The sequence below is a fragment of the Pyrococcus sp. genome (assembly GCF_030153625.1).
Classification (GTDB): Archaea; Methanobacteriota_B; Thermococci; order Thermococcales; family Thermococcaceae; genus Pyrococcus; species Pyrococcus furiosus.
In genome coordinates, this window is record NZ_JASKLM010000031.1 from 1 (window position 1) to 21,415 (window position 21,415).

Below are 21,415 nucleotides of genomic sequence, written 5' to 3' on the forward strand. Positions count from 1 at the left end.
GTATAGAATGCTCTCAGCCTTCATTTCTCTCCCTTCTTTTTCTGAAAAATTATCAGAAACTTAAACCTAACGCCCTACCGCTTATCCTAACAGTATCCATGACAATAACAATCTAGAAAATTTCCAAATAATTGACGGAAAGGACATTCCCAAATCAAATGCATCCTTTCATGGCGTCACTTATTTAACCACACATAACTTTTCCAAGCTTGAAGTTAGATCTTATATAGAACTCACAATTAATCCTTCTTCTCAAAAAAGTTTAGAAGTGGACGGGAAGAAAATTTTGACAGTAAAAAACGTTAGAGAAAGCGACACAAGTAGAATATCACTGATATTTCCTAAGAGAGTTGTTATTGGAAATATTACAGCGAAAGGATGCTTTATTAAGAACGTTTCAATAGTCACCATGCCTCAAGCAAATATCTTGGTACTCGTTTTAAAGATACCAAAAGATAAAATTGGGAATATAACAATAGAGTATCATGCCGAAGTAATGCGCTTTGAGCCTTTTGTAAGTTACATAGAAATGAGAGAAAGCTGGAGCATTTTCAGAACAACCTATGATGGAAACGAACTCGTGTTATCATCCATGTGGCTATTGAGGGAACTAGAAACTTTTGAAAGCTATGAATCACAAATACGCCTGAAGGTTCCCAAGGGTTGGGAAGGGGTAGTAATAGACGAAAAAGGAGAAGGGTTCTGGGAGGTTATTTACAAAGGATCAACAAGAGAGGGAAATATTCTTGTGTATAGCTCAAAAAACTCAAGAGATCCCTTAATAATTGTGGGCAATTTCTCGCTCATTCGTAAAAATCTTTCAGGAATAACAATTAATGTGTATCAGGTGGGAAGAAAGAGAGAAGACGTTGTTTATGTTGTCTCCAAAATAGTAAGGAGTTATTCTAGAATTCTAGGAGGTTATCCATACTCCAGCCTCAAAATCTTTTACCTGGAGAGTTTAAACACTAAGGCGGGTTTTGAGTTCCCACAAGGAGTTATATTAATCCATCCTAAAAGAAATGAGACTCTCCTCCTCGCTCATGAAATTGCCCACTCTTGGTTCGGTGATTATGCATCTTTTGGTAGGATGGATGAAACATTAGCAAATTATCTTGCTATAATGTCCATGAATTCTTATGAAGTGCTTAATTTTGTAGAACATTCTCCTTTAATTAATTCCACCTACACCTTAGCACAAGTTTATACGGAAGACGTGTTCAATCCACACGCAGAAGGAATGGTGTACTACAAAGGTGCTTTTGTCTTCCGTTCTCTGCAGTTTGTTCTTGGTAATGAGATTTTCTTTAAAGGGCTAAGGGAACTTTTGAGGGAGTGTCATGGTAAAGAATGCAATTTAACTGATGTTCAAGATATTTTTGAAAAAGTCAGTGGACAAGATTTGGATTGGTTCTTCAAAGAATGGTTTTACACTACAAAGGTGCCCAATTACAAGATTGAAAACTTAAGTCTAGTCCAAAAGAATGGAAAATATATAGTGAGCTTTGACATTATTGACAAGAGCAATTTTACAATGCCCCTTGAGGTTGAGATAATAACTTCAAAAGAAAAATTTGTCAAGAAAGTTTGGATTAAAGGAAAAGCAAAGGTTAGTTTTGAGATAAATGATAAGCCCCTAAAGATAATCCTCGACCCAAACGAATGGATGATAAATGAGAATAAAGAATACAGCGTAGATGGAATGAAGGTGATAGTGAATTAAAAACTTCCAATTGGGGATTTTATTTAAACAAACCGAGAATACCTTAGATACTCTCGCTGGTATGCTACTCCGCCAACCTTCTTAACATAACTGTAAAACAAATGTTATTAAGTTCTAAAATCTTTTAAATTGATTCCATTGTGTTTACGCGAAGGGACGGCTGGCACTTGCTGGCCGTCACCCGGGAGGTGATGGGAATGGCTAAAGTACTTCACTTCTTTGCACTTTTAATTAGTGGAGGGATCTTAGGTTCTAGTTAGCTAATTAAATGATACCTCTTAACATCTTTTCCTATTTCGCTCTCTTTTTTGTTAACATTAACTTCGTCATTAAAAACAAACCTCACAACAACGCCAAAACCTTAAATCTCCCAAAAATCTCTTACGGGGAGAGTTATGCAGGTCATTGAGGCAATTTATGAGGATGGAGTTTTGAAACCTCTAAAAAAGCTAAAGCTTAAAGAGCACTCAAAGGTCATCATCAAGATAATTGATGAGGAGGAGCTTGAGAAAATCTTGGATTCCATGGTTATCGAGAAAGTTGAGGGTATAGATTATAAGAAGCTTAAGGAGGCTTACTATGAATCACTTTGAACTCTTTGTAGATTCTTCTGTTCTGGTAGGATTAAACCTTGGTGATGAAAAGGCAAAAGCATTAGTAAAGTCGTTAATTGAAAGAGGCCTTACCTTAGTCCAGTCGTTTTCTCTGAAACGGCTTATAAGGTTATGTTTACCTGGCCCTTCGAGATGGATTGAAGGGTGTTTATGATCTCAAAAAGCATTTGAATAGATATAGTTGGGTTTATGGGAAAGTCAAGGAATCAATTGAACAACTGATGAAGAATGAACTTTTAAGGATAGTTGAAGTCAACTGGGAAATACTAAAGTTATCCGCAGAAATTGGGAAAAATACGCTCTTTTAACCAACGATGCGATAATAGCTGCCACTTGTAAATATTATGGAATTAAGAAAATAGCAACCTTTGATGAAGACTTTAAGAAAGTTAATTTTCTCGAAGTTATTGATTCACCGTTATAACTTCCTCCTTGTGAACTATGGCTGAGTAAAGCAATGCGAAGAAACCCTCTTGATTTCTCGATTAATTGTGAGAGTAATGAGAAGAAACCATAACTTTTCCCAGGATTGCTCACCACCATAGCCCATCCTCTTCATAACCCCCAAGCTGGCTTTAACCAGTAGGTAATATGCGAAGAACCTGCTTTCAGGCCGAGTCGAAACTGATAAGCCTGTAAACCTTCCAATTGGAATTCTCGGCTCTTAAAGGGAAATTCCAAAAACCTTTTAAATGCTATAATCAATCATGCGCCGAAAGGGACGGCTGGCCTTGAGCTGGCCGTCACCAGGGGGTGATGTAAATGGCGAGGATGCACGCTAGAAAGAGGGGTAAGAGTGGATCAAAGAGGCCTCCAAGGACAGCTCCTCCAATTTGGGTGGAGTATACAGTTGAAGAAATAGAGAACCTTGTAGTTAAGCTTAGGAAAGAAGGTTATAGTGCTGCAATGATTGGAACAATCCTAAGAGACCAGTATGGGATTCCCAGCGTTAAGCTGTTTAAAGATCCTGACAATCCAAATAGAAATTTGACAATAACGAGAATACTTGAAAAGCATGGCCTTGCTCCAGAGATACCTGAAGACTTAATGTTCCTCATTAGAAGGGCAGTAAACCTTAGAAAGCACCTTGAGCAGCATCCAAAGGACCTGCACTCAATGCGTGGTCTTCAGCTCATAGAGAGCAAGATAAGGAGACTTGTTAAGTACTACAAGAGGAAGGGTAAGCTTCCAAAGAACTGGCGTTACGACCCAGAGACTGCAAAGTTGCTCGTCCGCTGATCCTTCCCTATATTTTCATTTGGTGTTTTTCATGGATAAGGAAGGTTTTTTGAATAAGATTGGGGAAGCCGTGGATATAATAAAGCTCCACATCGAGTTAGGTCATACTATAAGGATAATCTCTCATAGGGATGCGGATGGAATAACCTCTGCGGCAATTCTTGCAAAGGCTTTGGGAAGAGAAGGAGCGAGCTTTCACATTTCGATTGTTAAACAGGTAAGTGAAGATCTTTTAAGAGAATTAAAGGATGAAGATTACAAAATCTTCATTTTTTCCGACCTGGGTAGTGGTTCTTTAAGTATGATAAAAGAGTATCTCAAGGAAAAAACTGTTGTGATTCTTGACCATCACCCTCCGGAAAATGTGAAGTTGGAAGAAAAGCATATACTTGTTAATCCAGTTCAATTTGGCGCAAATAGCGTTAGGGATCTGAGTGGATCTGGGGTTACATACTTCTTTGCAAGGGAGCTAAATGAAAAGAATAGGGACCTTGCTTACATTGCAATAGTGGGAGCAGTTGGGGATATGCAAGAGAACGATGGAGTTTTCCATGGGATGAACCTTGATATTATTGAAGATGGGAAATCTCTGGGAATTCTTGAGGTTAAAAAAGAATTGCGCCTGTTTGGTAGGGAAACTAGACCTCTCTATCAAATGCTCGCATATGCCACAAATCCGGAAATTCCTGAAGTTACTGGAGACGAGAGGAAGGCCATAGAGTGGTTAAAGAACAAGGGCTTCAATCCCGAGAAAAAATATTGGGAATTAAGTGAGGAGGAAAAGAAAAAGTTACATGATTTCCTAATCATTCACATGATCAAGCATGGAGCTGGAAAAGAGGATATAGATAGGCTAATAGGAGACGTTGTTATTAGTCCCTTATATCCTGAAGGGGATCCCAGGCACGAGGCTAGAGAATTTGCTACCCTATTAAACGCTACAGGCAGGTTAAACTTGGGCAACTTAGGAGTGGCTGTATGTTTGGGAGATGAGGAGGCTTTCAGAAAGGCCCTAAAGATGGTTGAAGACTACAAGAGGGAGCAAATTGAAGCAAGAAAGTGGCTACTTCAAAATTGGAACAGTGAAGTTTGGGAGGGGGATCATGTTTACGTCTTATATGTGGGAAAGAGTATTAGAGATACTCTCGTTGGAATAGCAGCTAGCATGGCCATCAATGCTGGACTGGCAGATCCTGAAAAGCCGGTTATAGTGTTTGCAGATACTGATGAAGATCCAAACCTTCTCAAAGGTTCAGCTAGAACAACTGAAAGGGCTTTAGCTAAGGGTTACAATTTGGGAGAAGCTCTTAGGAAAGCGGCTGAGCTAGTGAATGGGGAAGGGGGAGGACACGCGATAGCTGCAGGTATAAGAATTCCCAGGGCCAGGTTGGCGGAGTTTAGAAAATTAATAGATAAAATCCTTGGAGAACAGGTGAGCAAAGGTGGAGATAAAAGCGAAAGCTGAAATATTGTGGGAGTACAGCGATGAGAAGGTTGCTGAGGCTATTGCGAAGTCTGTTGATGTTGATAATATTTCTCTCCCTCCAAACCTCAAGAAAAGTTTAAATCTTATGACGTTTTCCGATGGAGCGAAGGTAATAACAAAGGTTAAATATCATGGAGAAATTGAGACTCTCATAGTTGCTCTCGATGATTTGATATTCGCTGTAAAAGTTGCTGAGGAGGTGTTATGATGGCTGCGAAAAGGGCTACAACAACAAGGGATAAGTGGAAGTTGAAGCAATGGTATATTATTTATGCTCCCGACTTCTTTGGCGGGGTAGAGGTAGGATTAACGCCAGCAGACGATCCAGAGAAAGTACTCAACAGAGTCGTTGAAGTTACTCTGAAGGATGTTACAGGAGACTTTACAAAGAGTCACGTGAAGCTCTATTTCCAAGTATATGATGTCAAGGGACAGAATGCCTACACAAAGTTCAAGGGAATGAAGCTTGCAAGGAGTTACATAAGATCCCTTGTCAGGAGAAAGACTACAAGAATTGATGGAATATTCAACATAACAACGAAAGATGGGTACAAGTTGAGGGTAATGGCAATGGCCATAGCAATGAGAAGAATACAAACGAGCCAAGAGAGGGCTATTAGAAAGATAATGCAGGAAATTATCTACAAGAAAGCTGAAGAACTAAACTTCAAGGACTTTGTTTTAGAATCCGTAAACGGCAAAATTGCAGCTGAGATTGCAAAGGAGGCAAAGAAGATCTACCCGCTAAGAAAGGCAGAGATAAGAAAGATAAAAGTGTTGGAAGAGCCCCAGGTTATAGCTTAGAGAAGCTCAAACTTTGGAATGTCACTAACAAACTCGACTTCGAGATCTTCAATACCATTAATTTCTTTAATTACATCGTTGACCTTTTCTTGTGCTTTTTTAATATCCTTTGGAACTAAAACATGGGCTATTATGTTGTACTTTCCTACTCCTAGCTCCAATATTTTAACATCTTCGTGATCTTTGAGAACCTTTGCAACTTGGTATATGTTTTCAGTTGCTTTCACTTTTATCAATAGAATCGCATACATGTAATTTAACTTTTCCAAGTTTGGAATTATTGTAAATTTTCTAATAATGCCTAATTTTTTTAATTTGTCGACTTTCCTGGCAACCCTCTGCCTGGTAGTTCCGAGCATTTCAGCCAATTCGCGATATGTGAGTCTTGAGTTTTGTGAGAGTATTTTGATGAGCTGGAGGTCTACTTTGTCCATCCTCCTCATAAATAACCCCCTTTTTGATGAATATTCGCCTGTATAAAAAAGTTTCGGATGATTTCCAATATTCAAAGATTATTACAAAGTTACAAGTCTCTAGTTGAGTATTTTACGAGTGTCTTCTTTAATGCTTCCTCTACATCTATTTTGAAATAATTTGCGATGCAAATTAATGCAAAAAGAACATCTCCTATTTCCTCTTCTAGTTTACTGTAATCTTTTTGGCCCTTTACTCCTTCAAAAGATAAAATTATATCGGCAAGCTCTCCAACTTCTTCCACTAAAGCGGTTAGCATTTGTGAGGGTGTCCAGTAGCCTCCCATCCTCTTAATAAGTTTGTCAACTTCCTTTTGAAGTTCCATGATTAAAGTCCTCCAGCACCTTTTCCAAATATTCCCTTAACTTTTCTTTGTTTGTCCTATAGAATCTTAATTTCCCTTCTTTTCTTTCTTCAAGGAGATCTAACTCTTTTAAAATTCTTATGTGATGACTAACGAGTGTTTGATCTATCTCAAGGGCTTCAGAAATTAGGCAGACACACATCCACCTGTCATTTAACATTTTGAGTATTCCATACCTAATTGGATTTGATATGACTTTTAAAAACCTACTTATCTCCTTGGAGGGGTATGTCTCTATTTCCTCATCTAAATCTAATATTTCACATTTTGATAGGCAACTCATGACAGTCTTTTTCTGCTTTTCATTAAGCTTTTCAATTAGCTCCCTAATCTTCACGTCTATCACCACCAAAGGTTTGGAACTAATGGTATAAAAAATTTATTTCACTTGAAAAGTGAATTGCATGAAAAAGCTTTTTCAATGAGATCCACTTATCTTATTTGAGGGATGAAAAATGATCGAGAGGATATTGGAATTCACGGCTAAACATGAAGAGTGGATTGTAGGTGAGAACGTGGAAGATTTCACAAATGAGAATATAGCGATGTTCCTCTCACGAGTCTCCAACACAGTTAGTTCAAAGATACCGGGCTATTTAGGAGAAAAAATTGACGTTAATGGATTGCTTTCCATAAAAATTGAGGGAAGCTTAGAGGAGAAGCTAAAGGCCTTGATATCCCCAAAAGTATCCCGGCAGATAGGGAGGCTTGTTATGGAAGACGATAAAAAGTTGAAAAAACTTCTAGTTGAGGTTGCAAAGGCTGTTTTAACTAGAGAGATTTTGAAGAATGAGTTACCAATTGAATTCCCAGGTGGAAAAATTGAAGGGCTAAAAATTCAGCCAAGGTATGAAGAAGACCACATAAACTTTACTGCAAGATATGGAAGCTGGATAGTGGTTAAGAGAATGATTATAGATGAAAAAACTCCCCTTTTGGATATAGCAAGACTTTTAGCAAGTATAAATGAAACTGCAGTTAACAAGATTAAAGACTTTGCAGATGTTGATGATAAGAAAATAGTGGAGTATTTCGGTGGGTTCAAGAAAGTTAAGAAAGAAGAAGAGATAAAGGAAATAGTCCAGCTCTTCAGAGAGTTTAAAGGAAACGAATTTGAAGTTAGATATGCGGCCAGAGAAATGCTTTCAAAGCTTGGGTTAAAAGTTGATGTTCCATCGAAGAACCTTGAAAAGTATCTAGAAAAGGCGGGATGAGGAAGCCGAGGACACCTGATGGATGATGACTCTTCGCTTCGCCGACCGGTGGTGATTAAATGTCTCTACTCACCTCTCTAATATTCTTTGCTTATGCTCCTGCTTTAGCCTTACTTTGGTATTTTTACCACGAAGATAAGCTAGAACCAGAGCCCAAGAAGTACGTTATCTTAACGTTTCTTTTTGGAGCTACTGTGTCTGTAATAATGGCAATTATAATTGAGAGCCTTCTAGTTCCCAGCTGGATAACATCCATAGGAGCATTACTCCCAGCAACTTTCTTTTATATCTCCTTAGTTGCGGGAATCGTTGAGGAGCCGGCCAAGGCTCTTGCTATTAAACTTCCATATAAGGCAAGACAAATGGATGGGATAATGGATGGCGTTATCTATGGAGTTGCCGCTGGACTTGGGTTTGCAGCTACGGAAAATCTACTTTATGGTCTTGGTTATGGAATGGGGACTACAATAGCTAGAGCACTTTTAACTCCCCTAGCCCATGCCTCATGGAGTGCTATAATAGGAGTAGGTTATGGTCTAAAATCTGAAGGAAAAATTTATGACCTGACTCCTTATTTTGCACTTGCAATATTGTTGCACTTTCTATGGGATTACTTTGCGTTTCTCTCAACTGTTGTTTCAGCTTATTACATCTTCGTGATCTTAATACTGCTGATAAATATAAGCTTGCTTAGATACTTTATAATCCTGGGAAAGAGAGAAGATTTGGAGAAGTACTGGTGGATGGGTGGTAGAAGATGGTGGTAAAGGAAAAGCTGGAAAAAGCGCTAATAGAAGTGAGACCTTATGTAGAGTATTACAACGAGCTTAAAGCCTTAGTTTCAAAAATTTCATCCTCAGTAAATGATCTTGAAGAGGCAATAGTGGTGTTAAGAGAGGAAGAAAAGAAGGCGAGTGAGCCATTTAAAACAGATATTAGAATACTCCTTGACTTTTTGGAATCAAAGCCTTAGTGCAATTTCCTTATACACTTTTGGCATCTTTTTTAGGGAGTCTATTTCAACGAATTCATTAGGTCCGTGGATATTTCCTCCTTTAGGCCCGATATCTATTGCCTTTACGCCATATGGGGTGAAGTACCTTGAATCTGAGGCTCCAGGACCCTCAACTGGTTTAACATCTTCGCCAAGCTCTCTGAGAACTTCCAATGCAACTTTCACGATCTTTTCTTCAGGACTTGTGAAGAGATAACCTGCTTTTTCGTTAGTTTTGACTTCGAGTTCTCCCTCTGGCAAAGTGAACGAGATAACTTCTTTTAATGTCTTTTCGATATCTTCTTTTGAATTACTCATCGCCCTTATATCGAGCCTTAAAACGTGTTTTTCGTTTTCGATGGAATACATGTTTGGCGTTATTGACACTCCATAGTCGCTGTATTTTTCCGCCTTTATTGGAGCCCTCACAACTGGAACTATTGACCTCATCAGCTCTGTCAATCCAAGGTCCACTTCAACTTCTTCTCCATCTCCTCTTTCAAGGTAAGTTAAAGTAACTTCACTGGGAACAACGTTACCTTTCAAGAATTTCCCCTCAAGGGAAACTACAGGGACTTCTTTTGTTCTTACGAAGTGTGAAGCTGCTATTAGTGGATGAGTGTCTACTCCTGGGAGAAAATATGCAGCATGTCTTGTTTCTAAAATTGGGGTGTTTACCTTGAATGTTTTGGATTTTATTTTCCCTTTAACCTTGATCTTCTTAATCGGAACTCTAATAACCGCTCCAAACCCCTTTCTTCTCCTAATTATTGGTTTCATTCCTATTCCGTCTGCATTGATCATGTACTTTGGTAGCTTGTTCTCTTCTTTTAATCTCTCAGCAATCTTGCTAGCGAGGAATCCTCCAATTTCTTCATCTCCAGTAAAGGCAAAGATTATTTTTCCTTTGATATCTTCTTTTGCAAGCTCTTTTAGTGCTACCATCACCGCAGCAACATTCCCTTTATCATCAACGCTTCCCCTTCCATACGCTTTGTTTCCTATTATGGTTAATTTGAATGGATCTGTGTTCCACTCTTCTGGATTTACTGGGACTACGTCGAAGTGAGCCATGAAGAGGAGCTTTGGATAACCTTTTCCAATTTCCCCTAATACTCCATAATAGCCGTTCTCTTCAAAAACGTCAGCTTCAACTTCCCACTCTTCCAGCGTATCTTTGATGAACTTGGGACATTCTTTGGTGGGTTTTATTCCCTTTGCTGGATCATTAACGGTTTCGAACTCAACCAATTGAGAAAGAAGTTCAAGCACGTCCATATCCATCCCCTCAGGTGATGCGGACCTCATCATACTTCAGCCGGTTGATCCATCATCATTGGGTGATAGATGTTAAAAACCTTTGAGTAATAAATCTAATTGCCCGATGATGGGAACAGGGTAGCTGCCGAGCTGATGAGGAAGCCGTTCCAGACTGAGGGAAAAGTTTTATTTCTATAAAATTGAACTTCAGGTGGTGGTGCTGATGTACATGGCAGAGTTCAAGCTCAGATTTGGCAATAGAAAGTGGTATGTGAGAAGAATAGTAGAAGCTGAAAGTTACGAGGAGGCCGTGGAGTTGGCAAAGAAGTATGCAGAGCTCATGAATAAAGGAGAAGTCAAATGGGAGCTTGCAGATGTCTATGAAGCTACTAGGCCATTAATCATTGGAGAAGAAGAAATTAAGAAGCTGGAAGGTTAATCTCTAAGCTCTCCAACTAGATTTTTTCTCATTAATACTTTTATTTCTTCCACATTGTTTGTGTGGCCTAGAATCCACATGAGCTTTGTTACTGTTGCCTCTTTTGTCATGTCCCCCGCTGGGATTACTCCAGCTCTAAGGGCTAATCTCCCAACTTTGTACCTCGTTAGATCAACTCCATCGTACATTGCCTGGGTTGTCATTACTATTGGAATCTCCTTGGAGAGCTCCTCTATTGTTTGAAGTAAATCACTTCCCCTATAAGGAATTCCTCCAGCTCCATAACCTTCTATGACAATTCCTCTATATCCCAGCTCTACAGCTGCCCTAAATATGTCCCCCGAAAGTCCTGGGATTAGCTTTATAACTAGAACTTTTGGATCGTGCCTAAGGTCTAATGTGACTTCTCCATTGTTAAACTTTGGAATAAAGTTAACCACGAGATCTTCTCCTCTTAATTCTGCAATTATAGGGTAGTTAATGCTTTCGAATGCATCTCTGCTCATTGTCCTAACCTTAGATGTTCTAACTCCAAGCATAACTTTTCCATTGAAGGCCACGTAAACTCCCCTAATTCCAGAAGTTGCAAACTTTATTGCTGTTTGCAAGTTTAGGGGGGCATCACTATTTTCTTCAGTGGCAGGTATCATAGAACCAGTAAATACGATGGGTATTGGGGGGTTTCTAAGCATGAAACTTATCATTGAAGAAGTGTAGGCAAGAGTATCGGTACCATGAGTGACTATAATTCCATCATATTTTTTTACATTCTTGTAAAGAGTTTCAGCAAGATCTACCCAATCTTCTGGCTGGATAAGCGTGCTATCAACGTTCTTTAAATCGAGAAAATCACAATCCTCACAATCTTTGATTCCGGCGATATCTAAAACTTCTTTAACGGACAACGAAGCCTCATATCCATTCTCGCCCTTTACACTCGCAATTGTTCCACCCATCCCAATTAGAAGAATTTTCACATTTAATCACCATGATAACTAAAATACCCCCTTTTTAGTATTTTTGTCGACAATTTATAAGGTGTAGAAAAGAAAAATTGACATTTGTTCAGCGTTTTGAAAAAATTTCGAAAATCATAAATCTCCTGGCCACAGGGTTTGGATATATTTCCCATTTAACACCCTCAGGGACACTAACCTCTGCTGAACCATAAAGTCCTCCTTCCCTGGGATCTAGGCTTCTCCCAATGATCTTGCCATCTTTAATATTAACTTCCATGTATCTTGGTAGTCCTATTATTAAGTGTCCTTCTTTTTCAACGTTCTCTATCCCCCACTTTGCTGAATAAATACCTGCGTAGATCTCTGCTATTCTCACTGGGACGCTACTTTTTCCAATAGCAACTATCTCTATGTTTGTTTCCTCCCAAAATTTTCGGGCTAATGGTTGAAGGTCTTTTGATAACTCCTTCCATACCTCTTTCCCTTTATCTGAAATACCTAATGCGTCGATTGTGGGTTCATCGAGCTTTCTTAGCTCTATTCCTCCCAGGGTTGAGTCTAGATGAATTACATCTGGCTTTACTTTCCTTGCCAACTCGATTGCTAGCAAGACTTCGTCTCTGATTGCCTGCCTTCCCGTGAGGTCATAATCATAGGGATTTGCGTACTTCACCATAACTTCTTTTGCACTCCTGTAAGGTTTCTCAACTAGAACAGCGACGGTCGCTATAAGCCCTATTGGCTCAAAAGTTTCATCTAGAACAGCCCCTCCCGTGTCTGCGGCCACGATTCTCATTTTTCTACCTCCAGCGATAGTTTTAATTATATAAAATACTACACATTTAAGTGAGGGGTTATGGGGACTAGGGAGATTATTATAGATTGTTACCTCCACGACATGTGTGAAGGGTTGAACATAATGACTGTCAGAGGTTCAGCGTATCTTCTTGTGGGCCAAAACGTATATCCCCTAATTGAGGGAATTGTTCCTCCAACACTTCACTTCTACATCAAAGAGGGCTACCTCGATATTTATGGCTTTTGGAGAGTTGAAGGGGAGGAGCATGCTGCTCATATAAGAGTGGCAATTGACAAAGTTCATGTTGTAGGGACTTCCATTATAGTTGAACCTCACGGGGCTCTTGAAAACTTTGACGCCTCTGTAGTTATAAAACTTGATGCCTCTGAGAAAGATTTAGAACAATTGAAGAAAATAATCAATGAGGAGAAGTTCTGGACCAAAGAGGAGCATGGTGAGGTAATATCAACATATTTAGAAAAGCATTTAAGGGAGAAAAGAAAGAAGAAGGAGTGAGATGATGAGCTTGGCCGCTTCCCGAGTGGTGAGGGTCTAAACTCCGGTGCTGATGAAGTCAAAGAACCTTTCCACATTTCCCCTGTAAACTTTAATGTATCTTTCAGCTGCCTTTTTCCATGAAAATTCTCTTGCCCTCTTCTTGCAGTTTTCTCTTAGCTCCTCTATTAGCTCTTTGTTGGTCTTATTTAGCTCGGCCATCTTTATCATAGCATTTGCAAGTGTCCAAGGATCTCCTGGGGGTACTAACAAGCCAGTTGCATTGTGGGGACTTTTATCGAGGCTTATTATGGTATCCCTTAACCCACCGACTGAAGAGGCTATGGGTATTGCTCCAAGGCACATTGCTTCTAATTGAACTAAACCAAAGGGCTCAAAGTACGAAGGAATAACCACAAAATCTACTGAACCATATAGTTCCCTCACAAACTCTCTAGACAGCATCTGTGTTATAACTACAACGTTTTTGTATGAAGTAGCCAAGCTTCTAGCCCAATTTTCCAATTCTGGATCCCCTTTTCCAACTATTATAAACCTAAGAGAGCTAAAGTCTTTGTAAATCTGGGATAGAATTTCAATTGCCCTTAAAAGAACATCTACTCCCTTCTGCCCTCTATCGAACCTTCCAATAAACATGAAAGTCGTCCCTTTTTCAAGCCCGAACTTCTTTAGAAGCCTCTCTTTTCTTGTCTCTCTATCCCCATCGAGGAAGTCTTCACTCCAGAAGCTGCAGTCTATGCCGTTGAATACATAGGTAACTTTACCTTCAAAGTTCCTGAAGAACCCCCATTCATCCAGGAGATACCCTCTGCTTACCGTCGTTACCATGTCGGCTACATATCCTCCAGTATGCTCTGGGTCTAAATCTGGGTAGGGGGCTAGCTCCGAAAGGTTTGCCTCATGGAAGTAATAAGCTGGAACTTTCGCCTTATTCAACCTGTGTATTGTAAAGACGGCTGGGATCTTGAAGTACTTCTTTATTAGTGCACCAGCAAAAACGGTGTGCCAATCGTGAAAGTGAACTACATCTGGGAGCTCTTCTTTCTCGAGCAATTTATTTAAGAGGAGAACGCTTGCTTTTCCAAAGAGAACACTCTTCTTCAGCAATCCATCCCAACCAGGGCCATACACATCCGTTGAGTCAAGCAGTCCTCCCCCTATTCTATAAACCCTTAAGTTTCCCTCTTTCTCTAAGTGAACTCTAATTTCAACTTCTTCTCCAAAAGCCCTAACCTTTCCAATCGATTCTCCGTGAAATTGCCCATGGGCGGGAGTAAATACGATGGTCTCATTTCCCAGGGAGGCAAGTGCCTTTGCAATATACGTTAATGCCTCTGCTAGTCCTCCGACCTTTATGGGTAAGTATTCAAAGCCAAGCAAAAGTACCTTCATTCTTTCACCCTTATGAATATCTGAGTTTGGGTATATGAATGTTGAGCAAACATTATAAGCTTAAGTTCCCAGGAACTCTTGCAATGAAGGGAGGCTATCTCTTTGTGTTTTTGGCTGCGGTCATGTGGGGAACTCTGGGAATATTCGCAAAGTTTCTCTATGGATTTAATCTCTCAACTTATACGATAGTTTTCTACAGGGTTCTCTTTGCGCTAATATTCTTGGCAGTTTATCTTAAAGTTAGGGGTCTCCCTTTGCTGATGTCTAAAGATAGGCTCCCCTTTTACCTGGGTTTTTCCTTCTTTAGCATTTTTCTCTTTTATTCTCTCTACTTTTACACAGTTAAGATATCATCAGTCTCTTTCGCCGTTTTAATGCTTTATACTGCCCCAGTCTACTCCCTAATTTTTGGAAGAATACTATTTGGGGAAAAGCTCACTCCTAGTAAACTTACTGCAGTTTTTCTTGTAATTCTCGGTGTTTTGTTATTGAACCTGGACGGAAAACTTAACGTTTCAAAGCTAGCTTTATTGACTGGACTTGCAAGTGGACTCACATACTCCCTTTATGGAGTCTTTGTGAAGTTTGCAGTGAGAAGGGAAGAGCCCGAGAGAGTTCTCTTTAACGTCTTATTAATTGGTCTGCTCTTTCTCTTGCCAGTGACTGATTTAAGAGTTCCCACAGCCGCCCTTCCTTATCTCTTAGGACTTGCTTTCTTTCCCACATTCCTGGGGTATATCTTGTATAATACGGCTCTCAAGACTGTAGAGGTTAGCAAGGCCTCGATAATTGCAACTATTGAGCCGGTAGTTGCTATTATCCTAGCTTACTTTATATTTGGAGAGGCACTTTCTTTACTCCAATATCTCGGTGCTTCCCTTATAATAGCTGGAGCAATTCTAGCAAAGAGGTAGCTATTCTTTGGAGCTTTCTCCCCTCATAACGGCCGATGCAACTATGTGGGCAATCCTCAGGGCCTCTGGAATTAGGGAATTCCGAGAGGTTGCTCTTATAATCTTAGCGGCAGTTTCAGCGTCAATGCCTATGGCTTGATAGTACACCTTTCCTGGGATCAGCTCGTAGATCTTTCCCCCAGCTTTTATTAGCTCCATTCTCTTCTCCCAATCTTCGAAATGCTTTCTCAATGCATTTTCAATCGCTTCAAAATCAGGCCTCTTCCTTACAACCACTATAAGGGGAAGACCAGTCTCCCTAAATACTCTGTTGACGTCAACGACGTTAAACCCTGCGTAGGTTATTCCTTTGAGTAGGATAACGCGAAGATCCCCCCTAAATCTTGAAGACAAAATCGAGTCAATTATTGCTTCTGTAACATCAAGTCCATCTATGGTTATCCACCTAGAAACAGCTCCAAGAACATCACTTCCCCCTTTCATGACTATTCCGACGAGAATAACTTTTTCTCCTCTTTTTTTGTGAGGAAATGTTCCGTCATCAAATCCGATTACCCTAATTTCTCTTTTAACCCTCCTAATCATTGTTTTTCCTAAGGAGAGTAATGTATAAAAACACTTTTCCCACCCAAATGTGGAGATGCTAGGGGTAATATTTGCAGTGAAACTCAAGAAGAGTGATAATTACCTAATTCCGATAAATGATGAGTCTGTGGTAAAAATTGTTGAAGCTAGGCTTAGGTTAGCTAAGAGGATAGATGATGTTGTGGTTTTAGTAAAAAAGAGTCAAGAAAGAAAGTTTTCTCTCCACGTTGAGAACGTAGTCCCAGTTACGGGAAACACGAAAATAGATGCCCTATTGAAAGGCCTTCCTAAATCAGGGGACATATTTCTTGTAGAGGGAAACATGCCTCTGGTAATGCCTTTCCTGATCAACTACATGACCTCAATATACTACGATGAGTTCTTGGAAGCTCTTATTCCCAGGTTCAGAGAGAATGTAGAGGTCTTTCATGGGGTGTACAATGCGAGAGCCTTGAGGAATGCTTTGGAGGGCATGAAGGCCGACAATATAAGCAACTTATCAAAGCTTCCTGAATACATAGACGCCGAATTCTTGGATGTTGAGGAATTAATGAGAAAGAACGAAAAAGTTAAGTGGAGCTTCTTTAGGGTTAAAACATTGGATGATATTAGGACTGTTCTTAGGAGTGGACTTCTTAGAGAATAGGAAAATTAAAATACTTGAGAGTTTCAAAAATTAATTGATTTCATCGATCGCCCAGGTGTTATAGATGGCGAGATGGGAGAGAATTGTGGATGGGGTAAAGAGCATAGCACTGATGAGAAAGAAAATAATCACGAGGGGGAAAGGATAGCCCTCTTCGTTGATGGGCCTAATATTCTCAGAAAAGAGCTGGGAATTCATCTTGAAGACATAGTGGAGGCGCTGAGCAAGTTGGGCAACATAAGAGTAGCAAAAGTGATTCTAAATCAATATGCCCCTCAAAGCCTTATCGAGGCCGTCTCAAATCAAGGGTTTGAGCCGGTAATAGTTGCGGGAGAAATAGGAGTAAAGATGGCAGTTGAGGCCATGAGAGAAGTGTATAACCCGAATATAGACATGATAGCTTTGGCCACTCGGAATACAGAATTTGTCCCAATCATATTAAAGGCAAAGGAAAAGGGGAAGGAAACTGCGATAATTGGAGTTGAACATGGTCTAAGTTCTGCATTAAAACACGCAGCTGATTACGTGATAATTCTAAAGCCGAGAGGTGAGAAGATTGAAGAACGTCATCACGAAGATTCTGAGGAGAGAAGAGAAGGAGGAAGAGGAGCCTAAAAAGACGATTGGACTGATAATAGATGGGCCAAACATACTTAGGAAGGAGTTTAAGATAAGGCTAGAGGACATCAAGAAGGCCTTAGAAAAGATTGGAAAGATAAGAGTGGCAAAAGTAGTTCTTAATCAATACGCTCCTCAAGGATTAATCGAGGCTGTTGTAAACCAGGGATTTGAACCTATAATTGTGGCAGGGGATACCGATGTGAGAGTGGCAATAGAGGCCATGGAGTTAATATACAATAGTGACATAGATGTTTTAGCGTTGGCTACGAGAGATGCGGACTTTTTGCCAATAATAAGTGAAGCAAAGAGGAGGGGGAAAGAGACGGTAGTTATAGGTGTTGAACCTGGGTTCGCTGTGGCTCTTCAGAATGCGGCCGACTATGTAATAATAATGGAGAAAAGGGAAGAAGATTAATACTCAATTCCCCTTCTTGCCAGTATTCCTCTTTGGTATGGGTGCTTTACTTCTTTCATTTCGGTAACATAGTCTGCAAGCTCAAAGAGCTCCTCTGGGCAGTATCTTCCAGTGAGAACGAGCTCAGTGTTTTTGGCCTTGTTTAGAATGAGCTCCTTGACTTCCTCAATTGATATCATTCCAAAGCCAAGGGCCACGCATATTTCATCTAGAATTACAAGATCCCATTCGCCACTCTTCACGACTTCTTTGGCCCTTTCAAGGGCCTTCTTTGCGGCTTTTATGTCCTCTTCATCCGGCTTTCCATGAACAAACTTTGGAAGGCCGTAAGATTCAATCGTGAATCCACACTTTTGGGCCATCTCATACTCTCCGTACACTTTTGGAGCCTTAAGGAATTGGACTATTATTACCTTCCCCCCAGAGCCGAGCATTCTCAGCGCTAAGCCTAGGGCTGCTGTGGTTTTCCCTTTTCCATTTCCAGTGTAGATATGAACTAAACCAAGCTTTTCTTTCCAACTCATACTATCACCTCAGCCAGTATGCCCTACATCATCTATCAGCCGAGCGAGACTCATCATCGGAGCTATAAGACTTTGAGAGTTTAAATTTTAAATCTTGAGGATTTTCGGTACACGATATTTGGGCATATTTTTGGAAATAAAGGTGTTGGAGATTGGGATTTGATTTAATAATCGAAGTTAGCATTGCTTTGTTTTTCAGGTAACGAATGTTTTTCGAAAATTTTTGAAGTGCATGGTAAGAATATAATTTAAGGGTTTTGAGATGTTCTGTTGGTTCTCGTAAAAAGTTAAGAGTCTGCTTAAAAAAGCGTTGCATCCCTTTTTGTCTTTCCCTCATGCGCACTCCCCAGGGCCGGTAATATCGATAGGAAAAATCACTTGTAGAATATGCGGTATGTGAAGGAGGATCACCAGGAGTATTACATCATCCCCATTCTTCGACATAAGCTTTTCCTCTTCCACTCGCAGGTTTTCAAAGGCTCCCAAGCTCTTAGGGATTTACGCGGTTAACGGTAGTGGGGAAAGTCCCTTAAATCCTAGGTAAGCCAGCTCTCTTCTCTGAGTTCATCCTTCTTCTCGACGTTTTTAGCGATCAGTCCATAATACTTCTCTCAATCCTTGAGTCTACGAGCTCAGCCTTTCTCTTCAAATTCCTCAAGGACGAGCCTCGTCTTTCCGACCCTTCTCCGCCATGACTATAAGCTCGAAGCCCTCTTTCCTGATCCTAGCTATAATTTCAGCGGCGACCGCGTAGAAAAGACTAAAATAGAAGTAAAGTGGGAACTTCAATCTTATCTAATTCTTTTATCCCCTCACTTTTTCCCGTCAGTGAAGCTTTTACAATAGCGTACTCGTTGACTCCCTCCCATAGTCGCACGTAATCATAAGTGTCAAAGTTAACTGAAATTTCTAGCCCTCTAACATAATTTCCTTGGGGTTTAAATAGCCAGAGAATTTCTCCGTCTTCATCTTTTAGGTAAATAGCTTCAACATTATCATGAAGCTTAATTTTGTCTTCTTCGCTTGTGAAGAACTCTTGATAGTACTTATTGACTTTCATAAAAAGCTTTAAAAGAAAGATCAATCCTTCGAGAAAACCAACTAATTTTTCCAGGGATTTGGTATCAAGATCAACTTGATTTGATATTTCCTCACTTTTCTTGATAAGCCATCTTATGTCTCCTGAGATAAGAAATTTTCTGATCTCTGCACATAATTTTTCGTATTTCCCATTTAGGCTTTCTAGCTTTTGGCAGATTCCGTCTATATAGCTTATTATGCCCCGAATTTCATCGGGAATGTAAGTTCTATAACTCATGAAATCTTCTCTGAAGATTAACCTCCTAATTTTATCTAACTCATCAATCTCATATCCTGGTTTATAGTATATTATGCTGGAAACAGATCCTCTCCATCCTATTACTTCCTCCTTATTGATCTCATTTTCCTTCTCGAAAACTTCACCTACATATGTGAGGAGATATTGAAGAATTTCACGTGGATCTGATAACATAGACTCTCACCTCTCCAAAGTGGTAAATTTTCCTTATAGCCACCCTTTCCTCTTAAAGTAGTACACCATTCCGATACCTATGGTCAGCATTGCTAAAAGCACTGCGGGATAGCCGTAGTACCAGTTAAGTTCTGGCATATTATATGGGGAAGCCTGTGGGTTGAAGTTCATTCCATATATTCCAGTTACGAAAGTTAGAGGTATGAAGATCGTGGAGACAACGGTGAGGATTCTCATGATTTCGTTCGTTCTTATTGAAAGTGTTGAATAATAAATGTCAATTAGGCCATTGGCCATTTCTCTGTTGTTTTCAATGATGTCAAGTATTTCCATAACATGCTCATAAAGCTCTCCGAGATAATTCTGCGTCTCTTCACTAAAGAATTCCTTTCCTTCTAGCCTTAACCGTCTAAATATCTCCAGCAGGGGAAATATAGTTCTTCTTAGGAATAATATTCTCCTCCTAATTCCGTGGATCTTCTGAAGTACTTCTTTTCCTTCACCTTTTAGAACCTTGGTCTCTATCTCCTCCATCTGTTTACTGACATCCTCTAAAATTGAAATGTAATTCTCAATTATTGCATCGAGAAGTGCAAAGAATAAATGATCTGCTCCCTTTCTTCTATAAGCTAATTCACCATGTCTTATGCTCTCTCTAATTGAGTTAAAAACATCTCCAGGTTGCTCTTGAACAGTTATTATGAAGTTGTCCTTCAGAAAGATAGCAGTCTTTTCCCTTTTTAAGCCACCCTTTATCTTATACACTTGGTAAAGTAGAACAAAGATATAGTCGTTTAGAATCAAGATTCTGGATCGAGTCTTTGCTCGGAGAATCAACTTAATTACAACATCGTGAAGCTTAAAAATTTCTTTTAGGTCTTTGAGGTATGCAATGCTTTCGATGTTTACCCAAACTACCTTGTAGTCTTTGTAATTTAGGGCATCTTTTATTGCTTTAATCCGTTTTTCTTCAAATTTATCTTCTGAATATGCGAAGACCGTTATTCTAGGTTCTTCCATCCTGGACACCACAGCTGAAAAATTGAACTTTAGAGTAATTATAGTTTGTGTTACCTTCTTAATGTCGTTCATAGAGAACGTCGGGCCTATTTTGCATGCCTCAGCTCTTGCTTAATGACAGGATTAATAATGTAGCATTCCTCATGCTGGTTCAATGGCAGAAGATGGTGTATCTACTTTCTAGATAGTAACGTACAACGTTCTGGACTTTTTATTTATCTTTCCGTTGGATAAATGGCTTGATGCCCACTAGAGGTTTTGAGAGAGTGTTTTTCAATATTCTATCAGAAATTTATTGTAATTTCTGATTCTCTCTTTTGACAGTTACTTTAATCTCTCTGCCACCTGTGAAGGATCTTGTGCGTTTAACTCAACGGTGAGAATTATATGTTCTTCCCGCTTCAAATGAGTTTATCATCTACTGAGGGAGCATTTGTGAGGATTTCCAAAGGACTCCGCGGTTAAAAAATAACGTGCAAGCTGTCGAAGGTGACTCATGCGAATTCTCCTATCTCTCAAAAAGGAGTATAATTTGGCCGGTCCTTGCCGATGCTTTCTTCTGGCATAACTTCGCTCAAATTACTATTACCGGTTAAAGATCATAAGATTCAGAATCCATTATTACTTTGTGAATTAGGATTCCGTCTTGGAGATTTTTATGAAGAATCTGTTTCTGGGGCCGGGGCCGGGATTTGAACCCGGGCCAGGGGATCCACAGTCCCCTGTGCTAACCAGGCTACACCACCCCGGCCACTCCCATCGAAAATTTTGGAATAGATTTATAAAGTTTTCGTCAGATTCTGGAGATACTGTCAGGATAACTGGGGCATCACCTCTTGAAGCCACTCAGTCACATCACCAGGCGGACAACCAAACCGAGAATGAAACCTAACAAAATTA

25 protein-coding genes, 1 tRNA gene and 3 pseudogenes are annotated in these 21,415 nt (G+C 39.8%); 16 read left to right on the plus strand and 13 right to left on the minus strand.

The genetic code is table 11. The annotated features are described in order from the left end of the window. The first annotated feature begins 268 nt into the window (after positions 1-268). The 7 genes and pseudogenes from PWP39_RS06345 (at position 269) to PWP39_RS06375 (ending at position 5,866) form a co-directional block, all read left to right on the plus strand. Positions 269-1,723, plus strand: a complete 1,455-nt coding sequence (locus PWP39_RS06345) for a M1 family aminopeptidase (RefSeq protein ID WP_223208988.1) — start codon at positions 269-271, stop codon at positions 1,721-1,723. A 395-nt stretch (positions 1,724-2,118) separates the two neighbouring features. Continuing rightward, positions 2,119-2,316 (plus strand): antitoxin AF2212-like protein, encoded by a 198-nt coding sequence (locus PWP39_RS06350; protein ID WP_011013205.1) that lies wholly within the window; start codon positions 2,119-2,121, stop codon positions 2,314-2,316. Continuing rightward, a pseudogene (locus PWP39_RS09760) lies at positions 2,303-2,761 on the plus strand (type II toxin-antitoxin system VapC family toxin). The gene PWP39_RS06350 and the pseudogene PWP39_RS09760 overlap by 14 nt, the downstream one beginning before the upstream one ends. 338 nt (positions 2,762-3,099) lie before the next feature. Further along, entirely contained in the window at positions 3,100-3,576 is a 477-nt protein-coding gene (locus PWP39_RS06360; protein WP_288073212.1) for a 30S ribosomal protein S15, read from the plus strand. 31 nt (positions 3,577-3,607) lie between these two features. Further along, complete coding sequence (gene gan, locus PWP39_RS06365; RefSeq protein ID WP_288073214.1) at positions 3,608-5,041, plus strand: GINS-associated RecJ family nuclease; 1,434 nt, start codon at positions 3,608-3,610, stop codon at positions 5,039-5,041. After that, on the plus strand, positions 5,019-5,270 hold the full coding sequence (locus tag PWP39_RS06370) for a KEOPS complex subunit Pcc1 (protein WP_011013201.1): 252 nt from the start codon (positions 5,019-5,021) through the stop codon (positions 5,268-5,270). The genes gan and PWP39_RS06370 overlap by 23 nt, the downstream gene beginning before the upstream one ends. Next, complete coding sequence (locus tag PWP39_RS06375) at positions 5,270-5,866, plus strand: 30S ribosomal protein S3ae (RefSeq protein ID WP_011013200.1); 597 nt, start codon at positions 5,270-5,272, stop codon at positions 5,864-5,866. Before PWP39_RS06370 ends, PWP39_RS06375 begins: the two co-directional genes overlap by 1 nt. Here PWP39_RS06375 and PWP39_RS06380 read toward each other — a convergent pair. The 3 genes from PWP39_RS06380 to PWP39_RS06390 form a co-directional block, all read right to left on the minus strand. Beyond that, positions 5,863-6,309 (minus strand): Lrp/AsnC family transcriptional regulator, encoded by a 447-nt coding sequence (locus PWP39_RS06380; protein ID WP_011013199.1) that lies wholly within the window; start codon positions 6,307-6,309, stop codon positions 5,863-5,865. The genes PWP39_RS06375 and PWP39_RS06380 overlap by 4 nt on opposite strands. Before the next feature lie 80 nt (positions 6,310-6,389). Further along, positions 6,390-6,665, minus strand: a complete 276-nt coding sequence (locus PWP39_RS06385) for a nucleotide pyrophosphohydrolase (protein ID WP_011013198.1) — start codon at positions 6,663-6,665, stop codon at positions 6,390-6,392. Then, positions 6,643-7,041: an ArsR/SmtB family transcription factor gene (locus PWP39_RS06390; RefSeq protein WP_011013197.1), complete on the minus strand. Its 399-nt coding sequence runs from the start codon at positions 7,039-7,041 to the stop codon at positions 6,643-6,645. The genes PWP39_RS06385 and PWP39_RS06390 overlap by 23 nt, the downstream gene beginning before the upstream one ends. 118 nt (positions 7,042-7,159) lie before the next feature. Between PWP39_RS06390 and PWP39_RS06395 the strand changes: the two genes are divergently transcribed. The 3 genes from PWP39_RS06395 to PWP39_RS06405 are packed head-to-tail and all read left to right on the plus strand — an operon-like array spanning position 7,160 to position 8,891. Further along, on the plus strand, positions 7,160-7,918 hold the full coding sequence (locus PWP39_RS06395; RefSeq protein WP_011013196.1) for a DUF2666 family protein: 759 nt from the start codon (positions 7,160-7,162) through the stop codon (positions 7,916-7,918). 59 nt (positions 7,919-7,977) lie between these two features. Then, positions 7,978-8,685, plus strand: coding sequence for a PrsW family intramembrane metalloprotease (locus tag PWP39_RS06400; protein ID WP_011013195.1), 708 nt, complete (start codon positions 7,978-7,980; stop codon positions 8,683-8,685). Continuing rightward, the gene (locus PWP39_RS06405; protein WP_011013194.1) at positions 8,676-8,891 is read left to right on the plus strand and encodes a hypothetical protein; all 216 of its coding nucleotides are present in this window, start codon (positions 8,676-8,678) and stop codon (positions 8,889-8,891) included. Before PWP39_RS06400 ends, PWP39_RS06405 begins: the two co-directional genes overlap by 10 nt. On the opposite strand, the gene PWP39_RS06410 is transcribed toward PWP39_RS06405, so the two are convergent. Continuing rightward, positions 8,880-10,190, minus strand: a complete 1,311-nt coding sequence (locus PWP39_RS06410) for a M20/M25/M40 family metallo-hydrolase (RefSeq protein ID WP_014835504.1) — start codon at positions 10,188-10,190, stop codon at positions 8,880-8,882. The genes PWP39_RS06405 and PWP39_RS06410 overlap by 12 nt on opposite strands. A gap of 205 nt (positions 10,191-10,395) precedes the next feature. Between PWP39_RS06410 and PWP39_RS06415 the strand changes: the two genes are divergently transcribed. Next, the gene (locus PWP39_RS06415; RefSeq protein WP_014835505.1) at positions 10,396-10,611 is read left to right on the plus strand and encodes a YciI family protein; all 216 of its coding nucleotides are present in this window, start codon (positions 10,396-10,398) and stop codon (positions 10,609-10,611) included. Here the strand turns inward: PWP39_RS06415 and PWP39_RS06420 are convergent. Further along, positions 10,608-11,588 carry an asparaginase gene (locus tag PWP39_RS06420; protein ID WP_011013191.1) on the minus strand — a complete coding sequence of 327 codons (981 nt, stop codon included), beginning with the start codon at positions 11,586-11,588 and terminating at the stop codon, positions 10,608-10,610. The two genes, PWP39_RS06415 and PWP39_RS06420, sit on opposite strands and share 4 nt — an antisense overlap. A gap of 88 nt (positions 11,589-11,676) precedes the next feature. Further along, positions 11,677-12,366, minus strand: coding sequence for a DUF4152 family protein (locus PWP39_RS06425; protein ID WP_011013190.1), 690 nt, complete (start codon positions 12,364-12,366; stop codon positions 11,677-11,679). Between the two features lie 60 nt (positions 12,367-12,426). Here PWP39_RS06425 and PWP39_RS06430 point away from each other — a divergent pair, with 60 nt between their 5' ends. Then, positions 12,427-12,885, plus strand: a complete 459-nt coding sequence (locus PWP39_RS06430) for a hypothetical protein (protein ID WP_011013189.1) — start codon at positions 12,427-12,429, stop codon at positions 12,883-12,885. A 36-nt stretch (positions 12,886-12,921) separates the two neighbouring features. On the opposite strand, the gene PWP39_RS06435 is transcribed toward PWP39_RS06430, so the two are convergent. Continuing rightward, positions 12,922-14,277 carry a glycogen/starch synthase gene (locus PWP39_RS06435; RefSeq protein ID WP_011013188.1) on the minus strand — a complete coding sequence of 452 codons (1,356 nt, stop codon included), beginning with the start codon at positions 14,275-14,277 and terminating at the stop codon, positions 12,922-12,924. A gap of 38 nt (positions 14,278-14,315) precedes the next feature. On the opposite strand from PWP39_RS06435, the gene PWP39_RS06440 reads away from it, so the two are divergent. Continuing rightward, positions 14,316-15,191 (plus strand): EamA family transporter, encoded by an 876-nt coding sequence (locus PWP39_RS06440; RefSeq protein WP_011013187.1) that lies wholly within the window; start codon positions 14,316-14,318, stop codon positions 15,189-15,191. Here PWP39_RS06440 and PWP39_RS06445 read toward each other — a convergent pair whose 3' ends face one another. Further along, the gene (locus tag PWP39_RS06445; protein WP_011013186.1) at positions 15,192-15,776 is read right to left on the minus strand and encodes an endonuclease dU; all 585 of its coding nucleotides are present in this window, start codon (positions 15,774-15,776) and stop codon (positions 15,192-15,194) included. A gap of 55 nt (positions 15,777-15,831) precedes the next feature. On the opposite strand from PWP39_RS06445, the gene mobA reads away from it, so the two are divergent. The 3 genes and pseudogenes from mobA to PWP39_RS06460 all read left to right on the plus strand — a co-directional run bounded on the left by mobA (position 15,832) and on the right by PWP39_RS06460 (position 17,458). Beyond that, positions 15,832-16,422 carry a molybdenum cofactor guanylyltransferase gene (gene mobA / locus PWP39_RS06450; protein ID WP_014835506.1) on the plus strand — a complete coding sequence of 197 codons (591 nt, stop codon included), beginning with the start codon at positions 15,832-15,834 and terminating at the stop codon, positions 16,420-16,422. Positions 16,423-16,486: 64 nt separating this feature from the next. Further along, positions 16,487-17,037 (plus strand): annotated as a pseudogene (locus PWP39_RS06455) (TIGR00288 family NYN domain-containing protein). Next, a complete protein-coding gene (locus PWP39_RS06460; protein WP_014835507.1) occupies positions 16,979-17,458 on the plus strand; it encodes a TIGR00288 family NYN domain-containing protein in 480 nt (159 codons plus the stop codon). Before PWP39_RS06455 ends, PWP39_RS06460 begins: the two are co-directional and overlap by 59 nt. On the opposite strand, the gene cobO is transcribed toward PWP39_RS06460, so the two are convergent. The 5 genes and pseudogenes from cobO to PWP39_RS06485 all read right to left on the minus strand — a co-directional run. Further along, positions 17,455-17,982, minus strand: coding sequence for a cob(I)yrinic acid a,c-diamide adenosyltransferase (gene cobO, locus PWP39_RS06465; protein WP_011013182.1), 528 nt, complete (start codon positions 17,980-17,982; stop codon positions 17,455-17,457). The two genes, PWP39_RS06460 and cobO, sit on opposite strands and share 4 nt — an antisense overlap. Positions 17,983-18,742: 760 nt before the next feature. After that, positions 18,743-19,495: a hypothetical protein gene (locus PWP39_RS06470; protein ID WP_011013181.1), complete on the minus strand. Its 753-nt coding sequence runs from the start codon at positions 19,493-19,495 to the stop codon at positions 18,743-18,745. 33 nt (positions 19,496-19,528) lie between these two features. Next, positions 19,529-20,515: a magnesium/cobalt transporter CorA gene (corA, locus tag PWP39_RS06475; RefSeq protein ID WP_014835509.1), complete on the minus strand. Its 987-nt coding sequence runs from the start codon at positions 20,513-20,515 to the stop codon at positions 19,529-19,531. A gap of 674 nt (positions 20,516-21,189) precedes the next feature. Beyond that, positions 21,190-21,266 (minus strand) — tRNA-His (locus PWP39_RS06480). Between the two features lie 61 nt (positions 21,267-21,327). Continuing rightward, positions 21,328-21,415: pseudogene (locus PWP39_RS06485) on the minus strand (IS6 family transposase); the annotation flags it as partial.

What these genes read in the sequence shown, in the direction of transcription:
- PWP39_RS06435 (WP_011013188.1), bottom strand. Translation starts at nt 14,277, where the DNA reads ATGAAGGTACTTTTGCTTGGCTTTGAATACTTACCCATAAAGGTCGGA.
- PWP39_RS06410 (WP_014835504.1), bottom strand. Translation starts at nt 10,190, where the DNA reads ATGGACGTGCTTGAACTTCTTTCTCAATTGGTTGAGTTCGAAACCGTT.
- PWP39_RS06470 (WP_011013181.1), bottom strand. Translation starts at nt 19,495, where the DNA reads ATGTTATCAGATCCACGTGAAATTCTTCAATATCTCCTCACATATGTA.
- corA (WP_014835509.1), bottom strand. Translation starts at nt 20,515, where the DNA reads ATGGAAGAACCTAGAATAACGGTCTTCGCATATTCAGAAGATAAATTT.
- PWP39_RS06400 (WP_011013195.1), top strand. Translation starts at nt 7,978, where the DNA reads ATGTCTCTACTCACCTCTCTAATATTCTTTGCTTATGCTCCTGCTTTA.
- PWP39_RS06405 (WP_011013194.1), top strand. Translation starts at nt 8,676, where the DNA reads ATGGTGGTAAAGGAAAAGCTGGAAAAAGCGCTAATAGAAGTGAGACCT.
- PWP39_RS06350 (WP_011013205.1), top strand. Translation starts at nt 2,119, where the DNA reads ATGCAGGTCATTGAGGCAATTTATGAGGATGGAGTTTTGAAACCTCTA.
- PWP39_RS06375 (WP_011013200.1), top strand. Translation starts at nt 5,270, where the DNA reads ATGGCTGCGAAAAGGGCTACAACAACAAGGGATAAGTGGAAGTTGAAG.
- PWP39_RS06425 (WP_011013190.1), bottom strand. Translation starts at nt 12,366, where the DNA reads ATGAGAATCGTGGCCGCAGACACGGGAGGGGCTGTTCTAGATGAAACT.
- PWP39_RS06415 (WP_014835505.1), top strand. Translation starts at nt 10,396, where the DNA reads ATGTACATGGCAGAGTTCAAGCTCAGATTTGGCAATAGAAAGTGGTAT.
- gan (WP_288073214.1), top strand. Translation starts at nt 3,608, where the DNA reads ATGGATAAGGAAGGTTTTTTGAATAAGATTGGGGAAGCCGTGGATATA.
- mobA (WP_014835506.1), top strand. Translation starts at nt 15,832, where the DNA reads ATGCTAGGGGTAATATTTGCAGTGAAACTCAAGAAGAGTGATAATTAC.
- PWP39_RS06430 (WP_011013189.1), top strand. Translation starts at nt 12,427, where the DNA reads ATGGGGACTAGGGAGATTATTATAGATTGTTACCTCCACGACATGTGT.
- PWP39_RS06445 (WP_011013186.1), bottom strand. Translation starts at nt 15,776, where the DNA reads ATGATTAGGAGGGTTAAAAGAGAAATTAGGGTAATCGGATTTGATGAC.
- cobO (WP_011013182.1), bottom strand. Translation starts at nt 17,982, where the DNA reads ATGAGTTGGAAAGAAAAGCTTGGTTTAGTTCATATCTACACTGGAAAT.
- PWP39_RS06440 (WP_011013187.1), top strand. Translation starts at nt 14,316, where the DNA reads ATGTTGAGCAAACATTATAAGCTTAAGTTCCCAGGAACTCTTGCAATG.
- PWP39_RS06385 (WP_011013198.1), bottom strand. Translation starts at nt 6,665, where the DNA reads ATGGAACTTCAAAAGGAAGTTGACAAACTTATTAAGAGGATGGGAGGC.
- PWP39_RS06395 (WP_011013196.1), top strand. Translation starts at nt 7,160, where the DNA reads ATGATCGAGAGGATATTGGAATTCACGGCTAAACATGAAGAGTGGATT.
- PWP39_RS06380 (WP_011013199.1), bottom strand. Translation starts at nt 6,309, where the DNA reads ATGAGGAGGATGGACAAAGTAGACCTCCAGCTCATCAAAATACTCTCA.
- PWP39_RS06360 (WP_288073212.1), top strand. Translation starts at nt 3,100, where the DNA reads ATGGCGAGGATGCACGCTAGAAAGAGGGGTAAGAGTGGATCAAAGAGG.